This window comes from Rhodococcus sp. 15-725-2-2b, assembly GCF_002259075.1.
Lineage (GTDB): Bacteria > Actinomycetota > Actinomycetes > Mycobacteriales > Mycobacteriaceae > Rhodococcoides.
On the sequence record NZ_NPFL01000006.1, the window covers coordinates 784241 to 802062 of the forward strand.

Annotated in this window: 14 protein-coding genes and 1 pseudogene; 8 read left to right on the top strand and 7 right to left on the bottom strand. The window is 65.3% G+C overall.

Annotated features, from left to right (window positions below; translation table 11 throughout):
• Window positions 1–391: 391 nt before the first annotated feature.
• From CH306_RS09615 to CH306_RS09640, 6 genes and pseudogenes are all read right to left on the bottom strand, one after another.
• Window positions 392–1822 (bottom strand): annotated as a pseudogene (locus CH306_RS09615) (DUF222 domain-containing protein); the annotation flags it as partial.
• A 182-nt stretch (window positions 1823–2004) separates the two neighbouring features.
• Complete coding sequence (locus CH306_RS09620; RefSeq protein WP_256981113.1) at window positions 2005–2601, bottom strand: DinB family protein; 597 nt, start codon at window positions 2599–2601, stop codon at window positions 2005–2007.
• A gap of 5 nt (window positions 2602–2606) precedes the next feature.
• Window positions 2607–3350, bottom strand: coding sequence for a CPBP family intramembrane glutamic endopeptidase (locus CH306_RS09625; RefSeq protein WP_032396447.1), 744 nt, complete (start codon window positions 3348–3350; stop codon window positions 2607–2609).
• Between the two features lie 19 nt (window positions 3351–3369).
• Complete coding sequence (locus CH306_RS09630; protein WP_094646370.1) at window positions 3370–4641, bottom strand: YhgE/Pip domain-containing protein; 1272 nt, start codon at window positions 4639–4641, stop codon at window positions 3370–3372.
• Window positions 4642–4793: 152 nt separating this feature from the next.
• On the bottom strand, window positions 4794–5306 hold the full coding sequence (msrA, locus tag CH306_RS09635; RefSeq protein ID WP_032396445.1) for a peptide-methionine (S)-S-oxide reductase MsrA: 513 nt from the start codon (window positions 5304–5306) through the stop codon (window positions 4794–4796).
• Window positions 5307–5363: 57 nt separating this feature from the next.
• Entirely contained in the window at window positions 5364–6395 is a 1032-nt protein-coding gene (locus CH306_RS09640; RefSeq protein ID WP_094646371.1) for an NADP-dependent oxidoreductase, read from the bottom strand.
• A gap of 60 nt (window positions 6396–6455) precedes the next feature.
• On the opposite strand from CH306_RS09640, the gene CH306_RS09645 reads away from it, so the two are divergent.
• Window positions 6456–7292, top strand: a complete 837-nt coding sequence (locus CH306_RS09645) for a Cof-type HAD-IIB family hydrolase (protein ID WP_045197985.1) — start codon at window positions 6456–6458, stop codon at window positions 7290–7292.
• A gap of 88 nt (window positions 7293–7380) precedes the next feature.
• Here CH306_RS09645 and CH306_RS09650 read toward each other — a convergent pair whose 3' ends face one another.
• On the bottom strand, window positions 7381–9552 hold the full coding sequence (locus tag CH306_RS09650) for an N-acetylmuramoyl-L-alanine amidase (RefSeq protein ID WP_045197986.1): 2172 nt from the start codon (window positions 9550–9552) through the stop codon (window positions 7381–7383).
• Window positions 9553–9734: 182 nt separating this feature from the next.
• On the opposite strand from CH306_RS09650, the gene cobM reads away from it, so the two are divergent.
• The 7 genes from cobM (at window position 9735) to zomB (ending at window position 17684) form a co-directional block, all read left to right on the top strand.
• Window positions 9735–10478: a precorrin-4 C(11)-methyltransferase gene (gene cobM / locus CH306_RS09655; RefSeq protein ID WP_094646372.1), complete on the top strand. Its 744-nt coding sequence runs from the start codon at window positions 9735–9737 to the stop codon at window positions 10476–10478.
• Window positions 10472–11224 (top strand): precorrin-6A synthase (deacetylating), encoded by a 753-nt coding sequence (cobF, locus tag CH306_RS09660; protein ID WP_218828387.1) that lies wholly within the window; start codon window positions 10472–10474, stop codon window positions 11222–11224. The genes cobM and cobF overlap by 7 nt, the downstream gene beginning before the upstream one ends.
• A 67-nt stretch (window positions 11225–11291) precedes the next feature.
• Entirely contained in the window at window positions 11292–12521 is a 1230-nt protein-coding gene (glf, locus tag CH306_RS09665; RefSeq protein ID WP_179272795.1) for a UDP-galactopyranose mutase, read from the top strand.
• The gene (locus CH306_RS09670) at window positions 12518–14425 is read left to right on the top strand and encodes a glycosyltransferase (RefSeq protein ID WP_094646375.1); all 1908 of its coding nucleotides are present in this window, start codon (window positions 12518–12520) and stop codon (window positions 14423–14425) included. Before glf ends, CH306_RS09670 begins: the two co-directional genes overlap by 4 nt.
• The gene (locus CH306_RS09675; protein WP_094631872.1) at window positions 14403–14939 is read left to right on the top strand and encodes a phosphatase PAP2 family protein; all 537 of its coding nucleotides are present in this window, start codon (window positions 14403–14405) and stop codon (window positions 14937–14939) included. Before CH306_RS09670 ends, CH306_RS09675 begins: the two co-directional genes overlap by 23 nt.
• On the top strand, window positions 14936–15841 hold the full coding sequence (locus CH306_RS09680; protein WP_045197991.1) for a decaprenyl-phosphate phosphoribosyltransferase: 906 nt from the start codon (window positions 14936–14938) through the stop codon (window positions 15839–15841). Before CH306_RS09675 ends, CH306_RS09680 begins: the two co-directional genes overlap by 4 nt.
• Entirely contained in the window at window positions 15819–17684 is a 1866-nt protein-coding gene (gene zomB, locus CH306_RS09685; RefSeq protein ID WP_094646376.1) for a flagellar motor control protein ZomB, read from the top strand. The genes CH306_RS09680 and zomB overlap by 23 nt, the downstream gene beginning before the upstream one ends.
• Window positions 17685–17822: the final 138 nt, after the last annotated feature.

Consider the following 17822-nt stretch of genomic DNA (forward strand, 5'->3'; position numbering starts at 1 on the left):
GACGGGGCAACTCCTCCGGTACCGGCGGACGGTGCCACTCCTCCGGCACCGGGGGACGGGGCAACTCCGCCTGCACCGCCCGCCGGGGGTCCGGGCAAGGGTGGGCCGGGTGGACCAGCTGAGGGTGGCCCGGGCAAGGGTGGACCTGCTCCTCTGTGCGCCCCGGCTGACGGTGCGACGCCGCCTGCCCCGGCTGACGGTGCGACGCCGCCCGCTCCGCCCACACCGGGTGCTGAGGGTGACGGTGTGACGCCGCCTGCTCCGGCCGATGGCGCGACTCCTCCCGCTCCGCCGGCAGCTCCCTCGGGTTCCTGAACCAACCTCTTCCAGCCCCGCACCGTGTTCTCGGTGCGGGGCTGGATTGTTTCTGCGGTTCGTGTGGGCAGGCGCAGGCGATGTGGGGGCCTGCGCGGGCGTGAGATGGTCGGGGTTGTCGGTACGGGTCGACGGTGGCGGGTGGCACGAACCACGGGTGGTTGTCGACGCCGATGAACACTTCCCAGTCGGAGTGGTGGAGGAGTCGGTGGTGGAATGCGCACAGGAGGACGAGGTTGTTCATGTCGGTGGGTCCGCCGTCGCCCCAGTGCCGGATGTGGTGTCCTTCGGTCCAGGCGGCGGGTTTTCCGCAGCCGGGGAAAGCGCAACCGTGATCGCGGGCGATGAGGGCTTTGCGTTGTTTGGCGGTGACGGTGCGTGCGGTGCGGGCGAGGTTGATCGGTGAGCCGTGCTCGTCCATGACGATCGCAGTGAGGACGCAATCGCAGGCGAGTTGGAGGGAGGTGTTGCGGGAGAGTGGTCCCATCCAGGGGAGCCACCCGACGGTGGTGCCGTCGCCGAACAGGTCCCTGTATGCGCCGCGATCCGTTGCACGCCGGTCACTGCCACTGCCACTGCCACTGCCACTGCCGTTTTCCGGCTCGGTTGGTGCGTCGTCGATGATGGGGCTACCGGTGTTGATGTCGACCGGATCGCCTGCTTCTGTGTCGGATTCGGCTGCAGCGCGCGTGGTTTCGTCGTCGGCGATGTCGTCTGCGTCGGCACTGTCGCGAAGGTCGGCGAGATCGCGCAGGCTGATGTGCAGGTTCAGGTGCGGGCGTTCACCGCCTTCGATGGGTCGATCACTGGAGGCGAGGTACTGGTCGAGGATGTGTCCGAAGGCGTCGGCTCGTCGCTTGGCGGGGCTGCGGTCGTCTCCGGTTTTGGGTGTCTCGTCGCCGTCGGCAGCGGGGCGGGGTTCGGTCAGCGGTGAGAGTGCGGTGAGCAGCTTTTCTCCGGTGATCGCATCGAAGTCTCCCTTGAGTACCAGCCGGCCGTTGAGGGTCTTGGAGGCGAAGAATTCGTTGCGGTCGGTGTCCTCGGGAGGTGGCTTTTTGCCGCCGAATCTGTCGTTGAGGTTGGTGATGGCTTCGCGGATCCGGCCGGTGCGTGCGTCGGGCCCGGTCGCGGCGGCGATCATCGCTTTCCGCGCTATGTCCTGGCCTTTCTGCGGGAGGTTCTTCGGTGGGGTTTCGGCGAAGGTGAGGATCAACGCGGCGTGATCGACGGACATGACTCCTGCGTTCACGGCGTCGGCGATGTCGGGGAAGTTCTTCAGTCCGCGGGCGAGGGCGACGATCTTGGTGGCCTTGGACGGTGAGAGCAGGGTGGTGGAGGTGAGCCAGCCGGCGGGGCCGGGGAAGCCGAGTTTTTCGCGGGAGACGCGGGTGTCGATTTCGGCGACGAGGGCGATGCGTCGGGCTTCGAGCAGCTGAATTTGGTGGGAGACCGTGGCGGCGTCGGCGAGGAGTTCTGCCTCGCTCAGTTGCCAGATCGCTGTGGTCATGCCATGAAGTGTATCGAACGCGCGTTCGAATGACAATCATTGTTGAATCGAAAACTGTTGTCCTGCTTAACTATTCGTGGATCCGAACTTGTCGGTATCCCATGGTAGGGGATCGATGAACGCAGATGCACCGAATCTCGGTGGCCGAGCAGTCCAGGGGGGGGGGTGATGCTCAAAGCGAATTACTGATCAGCTTCTTGCGCAACACGTTCCAGTTCATCTCGATAGGCGGCCCACCATGCTGCATCACCGTCGACCATGTTTTCGTTCCCCAGTCGCAGCCCGACGGAATCGTCGATCAGTTCGCGCACGATGTCTGCATGCCCGGCATGTCGATTCGTTTCGATGCACACATGCACCAGAACGCGGTGCAACGTGACTTCCTGCTTCTCGGCGGGCCAGTGCAGTACGCGTCCGACGGTATCGAGGTCGTTCGATTCGATGGTCTTGTCGGCGTGAAGCCAGGCCTCGCGATACAGGTCGACGATGAACTCGGAGGATTCGTCGGCGGCTGCCCACATATCGGAGTTCGCTTGCGCGACAGCTGATTTCTCCAGCTCGGTGAATCTGGCCGGGAATTCTCGGCCGAAGGTCAGGCCGAAGTAGCCGTACTCGACGATCGCCAGGTGCTTGATCAGACCCAGGAGATTCGTCCCCGTCGGCGTCATCGGCCGTCGTTTCTGGTACTCGGTGAGACCGTCGAGCTTCCACAGCATGTTCTCGCGTGCGATCCGTAGGTACTGGTGCAGCTCGTCTTTCATGCTGGTCAGCTCGCCCATGCTCGTCAGCTCACCGACGCGTGCCAGACCAGAGCGGCAGCCAGCGCGCCGAGTCCGTTCAACGACCAGTGCAGGGCGATAGGGGCGATCAAACTTCCGCTACGGCTGCGCAGCCAGGTGAACACCACACCCGCCGCCGCAGTGGCCACCACGGCCAGCGCGATACCGACTATCTGCCCGAACAGCCCGCCGCCGAGAAATCCGCTCAGACCCACGTTGCCCGCCGTCAACCCGAGCGACGACGCGATGTGCCACAGACCGAACAGCAGAGATCCTGCAGCGAACACGCCGCGAGCTCCGTAGATGCGCCCGAGCGTGCCGTGCAGAACCCCGCGGAATGCGAGTTCCTCCGGGATGACGGTCTGCAGCGGAATGACGATCATCGACGCGACGATGGCGGCGGATACGGTTGCGTATCGGTCGGCCATGAAGAACGGCCGAGTCAGCGGCAGCAACGCACCGATCGCGACGACGGTGAGGACGACCCCGACGGCTCCGAGTGCGTACAGAGATCCGGTCTTCCACTGCTTGGGAGACAGTCCCAGTTCGGCCCACCCCAGACCGCGACGGTTCGCCAGGACGACCAGCAGAACAGCGGCGATCGGAACCGTCGCGATGCTGGCCCACACCGTGGTGAAGTGCGCGATGAGGTTGGTGCCCACGAGTACGAGGACGACGATGGCGACGTCGAGGTAAGCGTGGAAGGCGCGTCGTGGTGCCACGCTCCCGGCCGTGTTCACAGCAAGCATTGGAGCGAGTGTACTGGCGTCAGCTGAGAGCGCCCGGTGAATCGAGGCTCCGGTCGAGGCCTTTGCGGTCGTAGATGCGGGTGAACACCACGCCGAACACGAGCCCGATGAGCAGTCCGAGGGACGTCATCCCCACCGAGTGCAGCAGGCCTGCGTCGAGTGAGGCGTTGAAGTACAGGATCGAGCGGGTGCCGAGGAAGATCTGATGCATCGGCTCGAACTGCGCGAGCCAGGTGAAGAGCCGCGGGCTGGCTTCGAGGGGAATGGTGCCACCCGAGGACGGCAACGCCAGGATGATGAACACGATCAGATTGATCAGCAGTCCTGCCGTGCCGAATGCGGACATCACCGCCAATGCCGTGATGCCGACCGCGGTGATCGCGAACGCGCCGTACATCCACAGGGTCCAGGCGTGGGTGATCGGCATACCGAGCAGATGGCTGATCAGCAGATACAGGGCAGACACCAGCATGGCCAGTACGACCATGACGAGCCACTTCACGAGCAGCGTCTGGAAGCGGTTGATCAGGGTCGGTCCCCGATGGATGTACTTGGGACCGATCTCTGTGGGCGTGAATCCGAGCAGGCCGTCGACGAGTGCGCTGACGATGGTCGCACCCGTGAACCCCGCCAGGACGAGCAAGAGCGCGTAGTAGAAGGCGGACAGGCCACCGCCGGTGCCGTCGGGCAGAGGATCGTACTGGGCAACGATCACATCGATCGGCTGCGCGAGGGTGAGAGCACTTGCACCGGCGAGCTGAGTCTCGCCGAGCTGTTGGCGTACCTGTTCGGTGATCTGCTGTCCCACAGTTTCATTGACCGACTCGAACGCCGGTGTTGCGACACCGGTCACGAGTGACATTCCGAAACTGCCCGCGCGTGGATTGGTGTAGACCGTGATGATCGGCTTCTCGACGTCCCCGGGAATCACGCTCGCCTGAGCGAGGATTCCCATTCGCTTGGTGAAATCGCTGGGAATGACGATGGAACCGTAGGCCTCGGCCGTCGACAGCAGCGATTGTGCCTGCGCCGGGCCGACTTCCATGAAATCGACCTTGTCCGGATCGACGTTCTGTAGCAGACCCTCGACGATGTCGTTGCCTATGTTGCGTTGCTCGCCCGCGAGGGTGTCGCCCTCGTCCTGGTTGACGATTGCGATGGGTAGGTCGTGCAGATTGCCCCTGGGGTCGAGCACGCCGCCCAGATACAGCGCGGCGAGAAACGACATCAGGGCCGAGACCACCAGGATGGGCGCGAGCCAGAAACGCGGCGAACGAAGGACGTCGGCCATCGACCGAGGGGTTCTGTCGGAGGTCACCGCATCAGTGTCGCAAGTTCGGCTCCCGTGTGCGCGGTAGTTCGACCCTTGCTACGAGACCGGGATGGAGCCTGCGGGACGACCGCAGGCCCCGCCCGCGCACTCGGGGCGCAGCCGCTGGACCGTCAGGCGTCGGCCCGACGCGGCAGCTTCCACTCCGGGCGCACCCAGTGGCAGGTGTAACCCTCGGGGTACTTCTGCAGGTAGTCCTGGTGCTCGGGCTCGGCTTCCCAGAAATCTCCGGCCGCGGTCACCTCGGTGACGACCTTGCCTGGCCACAGTCCCGACGCGTCGACGTCGGCAATGGTGTCCTCGGCGACGCGCTTCTGCTCGTCGGTGAGGTAGAAGATGGCCGAGCGGTAGCTGGCACCGATGTCGTTGCCCTGACGGTTCTTGGTGGTGGGGTCGTGGATCTGGAAGAAGAACTCGAGCAGATCGCGGTACGTCGTCTGGGTGGGGTCGTAGACGACCTCCAGTCCCTCGGCGTGGTTGCCGTGGTTGCGGTAGGTCGCGTTGGGGACCTCGCCGCCGGTGTAGCCGACGCGGGTGGAGATCACGCCCGGGAGCTTGCGGACGAGCTCTTCGGCTCCCCAGAAGCATCCTCCGGCGAGAATGGCGGTTTCGGTGGCTGCAGACATCGTTGCTCTCCTAGCTCTTTATCGATCGATACGTGGGGTTCAACGAACGAGGCGTCCTCATAATTCCGAATCGTGGGTGCGTTCTCCGACCTCGAGGACCAGTTTGCCGGTGTTGGCTCCGTCGAACAGCAGGTTCAGTGTCGATCCGAAGGCGGGGACGCCGCCGATCTCGATCTGCTCCCGCGCCGTCATCTTGCCGCTGGTGAGCAGTTCGGACAGTGCGTCGATGCCCTCCTGGTAGCGATCGAGGTAGTCGAAGATGATGAAGCCCGTCATCGACGCCCGATTGATCAACAGGGACAGGTAGTGCGCCGGGCCGGGTTGCGGATCGGTGGCGTTGTAGCCGGAGATGGCTCCGCACAACACCACTCGCGCTCCCTTGCGCAGCCGTGAGAGGGCCGCGTCGAGGATCTCACCGCCGACGTTGTCGAAATACACGTCGATGCCCTCGGGTGCAGCTGCCTTCAGGCCCTTGTACACCGATTCGTTCTTGTAGTCGATCGCTGCGTCGAAACCCAGTTCCTCGGTGAGCCACGCGCACTTCTCGGGACCACCCGCAATGCCGATCACAGTGGCTCCCTTGGCTTTTGCGATCTGGCCCGCGATGCTGCCCACGGCGCCCGCGGCTCCGGAGATCACCACGGTGTCGCCCTCGGTGAGCTTGCCGACGTCCATCAGGCCGAAGTACGCCGTCAGTCCTGGGAAGCCGAGCGCTCCGAGCCACGTGGGTGCCGGTGCGATGGATTCGTCGACCTTCTGCACCCCCGTGCCGTCCGACAGTGCGTGCTCGGTGACGCCGAACGAGCCCGAAACGATCTCTCCGACAGCATAATCGGGGTGGTGGGATTCCAGCACCCGTCCCACGGCGTGCGCCCGCATCACCTCGCCGATCCCGACGGGCGGTACGTACGAGCGCGCATCGTTGAGCCATCCCCGCATCGCCGGGTCGAGAGAGACGTAGTCGACGGTGACGACGAACTCGCCGTCGCCCGGCGTGGGAATCGGTTCCTCGGTGAGGTTCCACGTCGACTCGTCGGGACGTCCCACCGGGCGCTGAGCCAATCGGATCTGACGGTTCACAGATGTCATCTACCGTTCCTTCCACGTCGAAGACAGGTCACCTCGACACTAGGGCAGAATGACGTCACGATGACCAACGCGCCGAACACCACCCGCCTCGCCCCCCGTCTCGTCGCCAGCGACGTCGACGGCACTCTGCTCGACCAGCACGAGCGTGTCACCGAACGCACCAGGCGTGCCGTGTCGGCCGTCGTCGCCGACGGTGTGCCGTTCGTGCTGTCCACCGGCCGCCCGCCGCGGTGGATCCACCCTGTCGTCGATCAGTTGGGATACGCGCCGATGTCGGTGTGCGCCAACGGAGCGGTCATCTACGACGCCGCCAACGATCGCGTGCTCAGCGCCGAGACGCTCTCGGTGCAGACACTGCAGTGGTTGGCCGACGTCGCCTATCGCGCACTGCCGGGCTGCGGGCTGGCCGCGGAGCGGGTGGGCCGGACGGCACACGACTCGGCCACCCCGCAGTTCGTCAGCTCCCCGGGCTACGAGCACGCCTGGCTGAACCCGGACAACGTCGAGATGACCGAGGACGACGTGGTCGACGTTCCGGCCGTGAAGCTGCTGATTCGCCTTTCCGGCTCCACCAGCGGACACATGGCAGACATCCTGTCCCCGCTGATCTCCGGTCGCGCCGACCTGACGTTCTCCACCGACAACGGACTGATCGAGCTCTCGGCACCGGGAATCACCAAGGCGTCGGGTCTGGCCAAGGTCGCCGAGACCCTGTCGGTGGACGTTAAGGACATCGTGGCCTTCGGCGACATGCCCAACGACGTCCCGATGTTGACGATGGTGGGACTGGGTGTCGCGATGGGTAACGCGCATCCGGCTGCCGTCGCGGCGGCGAACGAGGTGACCGTCACCAACGCAGAGGACGGAGTGGCGCACGTCCTCGAACGCTGGTGGTGACGCGTCGCCACGCTGGGCACGAAGGTGTAGTACCGGAACGCGAAAGGGCCGAGTCACCACGGTGACTCGGCCCTTTCGCTGGTGAATCTCAGCCTGCGGGTGCGGGCTCCGGTGCGGGAGCGGGCACAGGGGCCGGTTCCACCGGTGCTGCAACGGGGTTCTGCATCTCCGCGTTGTAGGTGTCGTTGTACGTCTTGATCACCGTGGTCACGATTCCGGTGAGCTCGTTGAAGATCAGCGAGCCGTTCTCGAAGTCGGTCCGGAGGCCCTCCGGCACCCGGAACTCGTCGGTGAGCGGCAGACCGAGCACGCCGTCGACGCCACCCTGCTGCACGTACTGCTGGAAGATCTTGCCGATGACGGCCACGGCCTGGCCTGCCATGTTGGTGATGATCTCACCGTTGGCGAACTGCGCCTTCTCGCGGCCACCGCTGACCTGCACCAGACCGCTCACCGGTACGCCCAGCGCACCGGTTTCGCCGCCCGAGGACAACCACTTCTGAGCGACGGGACTGGTCGACGCCAGACGCTGCAACTCGGCGACCAGGGCCGGGATGTTCTCGCCCAGAGTGGAACTGACGTCGGTGCCCGGACGGGACGGTGCCGCGTCGGTCACTGCGGTATCGGGAGCTGTGTCGGTCACGTCGGGCGAGACCGGAGTGGCATCTCCGCCGCCGCCGAGGTTCGCCGCAGCGATGTCGCGGATCTCTCCGAGCCGCGCGTATCCGGCGTCACCCGGGCATTCGGTGTTGCCGACGTCGCGGTGACCGAAGATTACCGGCAGGTCGATGCTCTTGCCCTTGCCGACGAACGTGAAATTCGTTCCCTCCGAGGTCATCGTGGTGGTGCCCTTGGGGTCGAGACCGGCCTTGCCGAGTCGCCATCCGAGGAACTTGCCGACCGAATCGATGGTCTCCTGCGAGGGATCCTCGTTGGAGTAGTCGCCCATCATGGCCACACCGACGGTGTTCTCGTTGAACCCGCCCGCGTGGGCACCCTGAACCGGCTTGTCCAGACCGCCCGCGCGGCCCTCGAAGATCTGACCGTACTTGTCGACGATGGCGTTGTACCCGATGTCGCACCAGCCGAGCGTCTGCGCGTGGTACGCGTAGATGGCTCGGACGATTTCGGCCGATTCGGACTTGGAGTAGTCGTTGCTGCCTGCGGTGTGATGCACGGTGGCACCACCGATGAAGTCGTCGATCGTCGGTGTGGCGCAACGGATCGACTCGTCGGCACCCCACTGAGCGCGGGTGATCACGTTCGGGCCTGCGTCACCGGCGACGGGAGTGGCGAGGTCGCTCAGTGCCGAGTCGGCGGGCGACGTGCCGGGGGTGATGAGTACCGCGCTGATGTCGTTCACGGCCGCGGCCAGCTGTTCGGCCGAGCTGTCGGACTCGGGTGCCGGGGCCGCGGGATCGGCCGGAGCCGGATCCTGTTGGCGCAGTGGCTTGCTCGATGACGCCGGGGTGTAGCCCAAGGGCTGTTCCGCGGCAGCGGGAACCTCGGCCGGAGCGCCGGGAGCAGGCAGTTCGACGACCGGAACCTCGGGAACCGGTGCAGTTGCGAAGCTTTCGGGAGCTGCACTGCTCGTCATCGGCGTCAGCAATACCTGCACGGCCTTGGTCAGTCCGACGAAGATCGGTTCGGTGCCCTGCTTTTCCGCAGCGGGAACGGCGTCGCTCGCAGTGGTATCGACCGGCGCGGTTTGCAGCCACGGGCCCCAGGAGCCGTCCTCCAGTTGCCGGCGGATCTGAGCGGAAGCACCGTCGAGCTGCTCGGAGGTCAGGGCCACCATGCTGAACGGGGTGTCCTGCGTGATCTCCTTGACCGCGGCACCGAGTGGCGGACCGGTCGGATCGGCGGCTTCGGGGTTCACCGGTGCAGAGGCGTCTACCCGAGGAATCGGGGCCTGTGCGGTCGCGTTGCCCGGGGCCGGGGTGGTGAGACCCGGGATGTCGGGGATCTCGATCGGCGGGATCACGATGGAATCCGGCAGCGGCAGGTACTTCAGATCGGAGAGCCGCAGATCGGGCAACGGCAGTCCGGTGAGCTCCTGCAGCGGAATCACGATGTCCGGTGCAGCGCTCAGCGCGGTCTCGACGATCTTGGTCGGCACAGTGACGGGGGTTGTCTCGTTGGCCGGTCGAACTCCGGTTGTCGTGCTGTCGGTGAGGCCTGCGACCGCGAAGGGGGTCGCGACGGCCAGTAGTGCGACAGCACCGAGAACGATCGACGGCTTCGTTCGACGGTTCGGCAAGGCGGTACTCCCTGGTTGTTGGTAGGTACGCGTCGTAGGATCTCTGATTGCTGAACAACATGAATCACATCAGCAACATGAGTCCCATCAGACACAAGGCTAAACCTTAGCTTGACAGTTAGCTATCCCCGGGAAGTTCCGGTGGCGCGGCGCGTCGGGCGCGTCACCTACGCTTTCGAGCTGTGACTGTGCACTTCATCGGAGCCGGACCGGGCGCTGCCGACCTGCTCACGCTGCGGGCCGTCGAGTTCCTGCGATCGAGCCCGGTCTGCGTCTACGCCGGTACCTACATCGACGACGCGATCCTCGACCACTGCTCGGCAGGCACCCGCCTGGTCGACACCGCGAAGCTCGATCTCGACGCCATCACCGGTGAGCTGGTCGCCGCCCACGAACGCGGCGAGGACGTCGCTCGCCTGTGCTCGGGGGATCCGTCCCTCTATTCCGCCCTGGCCGAACAGTCCGCTCGACTCGACGCGGCAGGCGTGCCCTGGGACGTCACCCCCGGCGTTCCGGCCTACGCGGCCGCAGCCGCCGCACTGGGCGTCGAGCTGACGGTTCCCGAAGTGACGCAGTCGGTGGTGCTCACTCGCGCGCAGGCCCGCTCGACGGCGATGCCCGATACCGAGGCGCTGAAGAACTTCGCCGCCACCCGCGCGACCCTGGCGCTGCACCTCGCGATCACCCGCACGCGCATCCTGACCGAGGAACTGACGGAGTTCTACGGTCCGGAGTGCCCGGCCACCGTCGTCTTCCACGTCAGCAAGCCGGACGAGCTGATCCTGCGCGGCACTCTGGCCGATATCGCCGACCAGGTCGAGGCCGCCGACCTGCGGCAGGCGGCGGTGATTCTGGTGGGGCCTGCCCTGGCTCGACGCGTCGTCACCGAATCTCACCTGTACGACGCGTGCCGGGACCGATCGTGAGGATTCACCTGATCGGCATCGGCGGTGGCCACCCCGATCAGATCACCGTCCAGGCGATCCAGAAGCTGCGGGCGGTGGATGTGTTCGTCGTGGCCGACAAGGGCGCATCGGTCGGCGATCTCGGGGCGGCCAGGCAGGAAATACTGGAGCGTCACCACGGCGGCAGCTACCGGGTGATCGAGGTACCCGATCCGCCGCGGGACCGATCACCCCGGCGATACGAGACCGCGGTCCTCGATTGGCACGACGCCCGCGCCCGCGCCTACGCCGATGTGCTCGACGGCCTCGACCGAGGCACCGTCGTGGGGTTTCTCGTCTGGGGCGACCCCGCGCTCTACGACAGCACCATCCGCGTCGTCGAGCGGCTGGCCGCGTTGCGCGGCGACATCGAGTTCGATGTCACACCCGGTGTCTCCAGCGTGTCGATGCTGGCGGCGAGTCATCGCCTCGTTCTCAACCGCATCGGCGGACCGATCGTCATCACCACCGGCAGAAACTTGGCGGGCGACGTCGCCGCCGGCCTCGACAACCTCGTGGTCATGCTCGACGGCAACCTGGCCTGCAGCGCGCTGACCGGCGCAGGATGGGGCATCCACTGGGGTGCCAATCTGGGAACGGTGGACGAGAAGCTGGTGGCAGGTCCGCTCGACGACGTGCTCGGTGAGATCCGCAGCGCCCGCGAGCAGGTCAAGTCCCAGCACGGCTGGGTCATGGACACCTACCTGCTCCGACGTTCCGTTCGATGACACCGGGCCCGCCGATGGGCACCTGGCGGGGCAGAGCGGTCACGATCGTCGGATACCCTGGTTGCCCGTGACTGCTGTAAGCCCCGAGACCACCTCTTCCGACGCCTCCGTGACCGGCCGATACGACCTCATCGTCGTCGGATCCGGGTTCTTCGGACTGACCGTGGCGGAGCGGGCGGCATCCCAGTTGGGTAAGCGTGTCCTCGTGCTGGATCGGCGGCATCACCTGGGCGGCAACGCGTACTCCGAGGCCGAGCCCGAGACGGGCATCGAGATTCACAAGTACGGTGCCCATCTGTTCCACACTTCGAACAAGCGGGTCTGGGAGTACGTCAACAAGTTCACCGACTTCACCGGCTACCAGCACCGTGTCTTCGCTCTGCACAAGGGCCAGTCGTATCAGTTCCCGATGGGCCTCGGCCTGATCTCGCAGTTCTTCGGCAAGTACTTCTCGCCCGCCGAGGCGCGCGCCCTCATCGAAGAGCAGTCCAGCGAGTTCGACTCCAAGGACGCGCAGAACTTCGAGGAGAAGGCGATCTCGCTGATCGGACGCCCGCTCTACGAGGCTTTCATCAAGGACTACACCGCCAAGCAGTGGCAGACCGATCCGAAGAATCTTCCCGCGGGCAACATCACCCGATTGCCGGTGCGGTACACGTTCGACAATCGCTACTTCAACGACACCTACGAGGGCCTGCCGGTCGACGGCTACACAGCGTGGCTCGAGAAGATGGCCGCCGACGAGAAGATCGAGGTCCGGTTGAACACGGACTGGTTCGACGTCAAAGCCGAGCTCGTGGCCGAGAGCCCCGACGCTCCCATCGTCTACACCGGCCCACTGGACCGCTACTTCGACTACGCCGAGGGCGAACTCGGCTGGCGCACAATCGATTTCGAGACCGAAGTACTCCCGACGGGTGACTTCCAGGGCACCCCGGTGATGAACTACAACGACGGCGACGTGCCGTTCATTCGGATCCACGAGTTCCGGCACTTCCACCCCGAGCGCCAGTACCCGACCGACAAGACGGTCATCATGCGTGAGTTCTCCCGCTTCGCCAAGAGCGGCGACGAGCCGTACTACCCGATCAACACCCCCGACGACCGGCAGAAGCTCGAGGCCTACCGCGATCGCGCCAAGGCCGAAGCAGCGTCCAGCAAAGTGCTGTTCGGTGGACGCCTCGGCACGTACCAGTACCTGGACATGCACATGGCCATCGCGAGCGCACTGAACATGTACGAGAACACCCTGGTTCCGCACTTCGAGACCGGTGCTCCTCTGGCAGGCGACAAGTGACCGCCAAGCACCTGCTCGAGGACGGCATCACCGATGCCGCGCCGGTTCTGGGTAAGTCGTTGTTGCAGCGCGTACTGCTTCCGCGTTCCGGTGAACCGCTCGACGTGCGCACGCTGTACCTCGAAGAAGCGCTCACCAATGCCAAACGGGCACACTCGCTCTCGCGAACCTCGGTCACCATCGGTTCCGAGTCCGAGGTGTCGTTCTGCACCTACTTCAACGCATTCCCGGCGAGCTACTGGCGGCGCTACAGCGTCCTGAAGTCGGTGGTGCTCCGCGTCGAGGTCTCCGGCCACTGCCGAATCGACGTCTACCGGTCCAAGGCAGACGCGTCGCGCATCCACGTCGAGGGCCGCGAGGCGGTCGACGGAGATGCGGCCCAGGAATTTCTGATCGACCTCGGTCCGTTCGAGGACGGCGGTTGGATCTGGTTCGACATCACCTCCGACTCCGAGGTGGTGCTCGAGAGTGCGGGCTGGTATGCCCCGATCGAGGCTCCGGGGGAAGCGACCGTCGCCGTCGGCATCCCCACCTTCAATCGCCCGACCGACGCCGTCAAAGCCCTTGTCGCACTTGGGTCGGACCCCCTGGTGCTGGACGTGATCCAGGCCGTGATCATGCCCGATCAGGGCACCCGCAAGGCGAAGGACGAGCCCGGATTCGACGAGGCCGCCGCGGCCCTCGGCGGCAGGCTCGCCATCCACGATCAGGCCAACCTCGGCGGGTCCGGCGGATACAGCCGCATCATGTACGAGGCGCTGAACAACACCGCCTGCCAACACATCCTGTTCATGGACGACGACATCGAGATCGAGCCCGACTCGATTCTGCGGGCGCTGGCCATGTCTCGGTTCGCCAAGGTCCCCACACTCGTCGGCGGCCAGATGCTCAACCTGCAGGCGCGCAGTCACCTGCACGTCATGGGCGAAGTGATCGATCGCAGCAACTTCATGTGGACCGGCGCACAGAACGTGGAGTACGACCACGACTTCTCCGAGGATCCACTGCGCACCAGCAAACTGCTGCACCGCCGCATCGACGTCGACTACAACGGCTGGTGGATGTGCATGATTCCGCGGGTCGTCGCCGAGGAACTCGGGCAGCCGCTGCCGCTGTTCATCAAGTGGGACGACGCCGAATACGGCTTGCGCGCACGGGAAGCCGGCTATCCGACGGTGACGCTGCCGGGTGCGGCGATCTGGCACATGGCGTGGAGCGACAAGGACGACGCCATCGACTGGCAGGCGTACTTCCATCTGCGCAACCGCCTGGTGGTCGCATCGCTGCACATGCCGGGCGACGGCAAGGGGCTGGTGCTCGACACGATCAAGGCCACGGTCAAGCATCTGTTGTGCCTCGAGTACTCGACCGTCGCGATCCAGAACCTCGCGATCCGCGACTTCCTCGCCGGCCCCGAGCACATCCTCGAGATCCTGCCCACCGCGCTGCCGACCGTGCACGCACTGCGCAAGGAGTTTCCCGACGCGGTCGTCGTCGGCAGCTCCACCGAACTGCCGCTCGCGTCCGGTGAGGAGGTGGGAGCCGTCGGGCTGCCGACCAACCCACTGGCCAAGATCGGCCGCTTGGCAAAAGGGCTGCTGCACAACGCAAAGCCTGCGCACACCCAGCATCACGACCGCCCGCAGCTCAACGTCCCGACTCTCGACGCGCGCTGGTTCCTGCTGTCCCAGGTCGACGGTGTCACCGTCACCACCGCCGACGGCCGGGGCGTCGTGTACCGCAAGCGGGATCGTCAGCAGGCTGCGGCGCTGCTCAAGGAAGCCCTGACGCTGCGCAAGCAGTTGGCAGCCGAATTCCCCGCCCTCAAGGCCCGGTACCGCGATGCCGTGCCGCACCTGACCAGTAAGGAAACGTGGGAACGTGTCTTTCGTCACCAGGCGTAAGGGACAGACCGAGGCTCCGACGGAAGTCAGGATCCTCGAGAAGGTGCAGAGCACCGTCGGCAGTGCCCCCGGCGCGATCACCGTCGCCCGCGGCATGTCGCACTTCGGCGAACACGCCCTCGGCTGGGTCGCGATCGCCGGTATCGGAGCTGCACTGGACCGGCCGCGTCGGCGTCAATGGGCCTCGGTGGCGGTAGGGGCAGTGGGTTCCCACGCCGCGTCGATCGTGATCAAGCGCATCGTGCGCCGGCCACGTCCTCACGACCCGGCCGTCCGCGTCAACGTCTCGACGCCCAGCAAGCTGAGCTTTCCGTCCTCGCATGCGACATCGACCACAGCCGCCGCGGTTCTCCTCGGCCGGGTGACCGGGCTACCGTTACCGGCGGTCCTCGTCCCACCCATGCTGCTCTCGCGCTTGGTGCTCGGAGTCCATTACCCCACCGACGTGCTGGCAGGATCGGCACTCGGCGCGTTGACGGCTGCGGCCGTCGTGAAGTTCGAAGGAGACAAATGAGCGAGGATGCCGCACCCGTAGGCGCACCGCCGAAGAACCTGGCGGACGGCATCGTCAAGGCGCTTCGTCCGCGTCAGTGGGTCAAGAACGTACTGGTGCTGGCCGCACCGCTGGCGGCGGGCTCGGTCACCGACCCCGACGTTCTGCTGTCCGTCGCGCTCGCGTTCGTCGTGTTCTGCTTCGCCGCGTCCGGGGTCTACCTGGTCAACGACGCCATGGACGTCGAAGCCGACCGCGCCCACCCCACCAAGCGATTTCGACCGATCGCCGCGGGCGTACTGCCGGTCAACATCGCCTACGCGATGGCCGTTGTCTCGCTCGGTCTCGCCATCGGCCTCTCGTTCATCGCGAACTGGAAACTGGCGCTGGTCATCGGCGTCTACATCGCGATTCAGCTCGCATACTGCTTCGGTCTCAAGCACCAGGCCGTGCTCGACATCTGCATCGTCTCCTCGGGCTTCCTGCTCCGTGCGATCGCCGGTGGCGTCGCCGCCTCGATCCCGCTGTCGCAGTGGTTCCTGCTGATCATGGCGTTCGGCTCGCTGTTCATGGCGGCAGGCAAGCGCTACGCGGAGCTGCAGTTGGCCGAACGCACCGGAGCGAAGATCCGCAAATCGCTCGAGAACTACACCACCACGTACCTGCGATTCGTCTGGACACTGTCCGCGACCGCCGTCGTCATCTGTTACGGCCTGTGGGCGTTCCAGGAAGACGCGGGCACGGGTGCCAACTGGTTCGCCATCTCGATGATTCCGTTTACTATCGCAATCCTGCGATACGCAGTGGATGTCGATGGCGGCGAGGCAGGCGAACCCGAAGAGATCGCGTTGGGAGACAGGGTTCTGCAGCTACTCGCCATAGCGTGGATCGGAGTGGTTGGTGTCGCTGTCTACCTCGCCTGACCAGCGAGACGCGCGAGAAGAGAACTCCGCTCGGGCATCGATCACCAGGCCCGTCTTCTGGATCGGGACCGTGGTCACCGGGGCGTTGTTCCTCTGGGGTGCGTGGGAGCGCCGCTGGATCGCCGACGACGGCCTGATCGTTCTGCGTACCGTCCGCAACCTGCTGGCAGGCAACGGACCGGTGTTCAACGCGGGCGAGCGCGTGGAAACCAACACCAGCACCATCTGGACCTACCTCGTGTACGCGGGCAGTTGGCTCAGCGAGGGTCGACTCGAGTACGTCGTCCTGACGATCGCACTGATCCTGTCCACGGCGGCCGTCGTTCTGGCGATGATGGGCACGTTCGCGTTGCGTGGTCGCACCGCGTCGCAGACTCTGTTCCTGCCTGCCGGAGTCCTGGTCTACATCGCGGTTCCGCCCGCCCGCGACTTCGCGACGTCCGGCCTCGAGACCTGCCTGGTCATCTTCTGGTTGGCGATGCTGTGGCTGCTGATGGTCCGGTGGGGTCAACGACGGTCGGGTGGCGTCGAGCTGCTGCTGCTGGCCTTCTTCGCCGGGCTCGGCCCGCTGGTGCGTCCGGAACTGTCCATCGTGGCGGTGCTGGCGTTGGCGATGATCTTCCTGGCTCCGCAGAGTTGGTTGTCCAGGCTGCGAGTGTTCGCTTTCGCCGGTGCGGTGCCGGTGCTCTATCAGATCTGGCGCATGGGCTACTACGGCCTGCCGTACCCCAACACCGCGGTGTCGAAGGATGCAGGCGGAGCCAAGTGGTCGCAGGGGTTCGAGTACCTGTCCAACCTCGTCGGCCCGTATCTGCTGTGGTTGCCACTGATACTGCTCGTCGTCGGTGCCGTGCTGTCGGCCTCGCGAGTGCGGTTGTCCCTGCCCCGTACCGTCGGCGGCTGGCTCGCCGCGCTGCGGACGCCGACCGCCGTGGTCGTCTTCGTGTTGATCAGTGGCCTTCTGTTGGCTTTGTATTCGATTCGCGTCGGCGGCGATTTCATGCACGGTCGGACATTGTTGCCGGCATTGTTCACGCTTTTGTTGCCGATTTCCGTGCTGCCGGTCGCTCTCCCGAAACGCTGGGCTGCAGACCGCGCCACAGCGGTTTTCGTCGCCGATCTGTTTGTCTGGGCCGGCATCGTGATCTGGGCCGTCGTGGCGGCCAACACGACTGGAATGCCGCAGGGCTCGATCGTCGGACGCAGTGGCATCGTCGACGAGCGGGCGTTCTACTCGCTCAACACCGGGCACGCTCATCCGATTCTGGCTTCGGACTACCTCGACTACCCGCGGATGCGAGGGATGGTCGAGGCGATCGAGGACACTCCCGACGGCGGATTGCTGTTGCCCTCGGCCCAGTTCACGTACTGGGATGTCGTTCCACCGCCGCTGCCGATCCCCGAGGGTGGATTCGGTCACACCGTCTTCTTCCTCAACCTCGGAATGACCAGCATGAACGTCGGCCTCGACGTGCGGGTCATCGACCAGATGGGGCTGGCATACCCGTTGGCGTCGCACACCGAGCGGCTCGAGAACGGCCGGATCGGGCACGACAAGAATCTGTATCCGGACTGGGTGGTGGCCGATCTCGGACTCGTCGCCGTCCATCCGTACCTGCCCTGGTACATGGACGAGGACTGGGTCACCGAGGCTCAGGTGGCGTTGACCTGCCCCGACACCCAGGAGCTGCTCACCTCGTATCGGGCCCCGCTGACGAAGGATCTGTTCGTTCGCAATTTCAAGCGTTCGCTCTTCTATGCCGGATATCGCTTCGATCGGGTGCCGAAATACGAAATACAACGATGTGATCTTCCGGCCCCGATATTGAAGGCGGACAATTAGGTGTCCGAACACGAAAAGGTCACCGGGTTGCGCCGAAATGGTCTCGACGCCAAGATGAGCTATCTCGATCCTGTAACGGTGGCCGCCCTCGGTGCGATAAGCGCTGAGGATGTGTGTGCGACCGACCCGAGGGTCGGA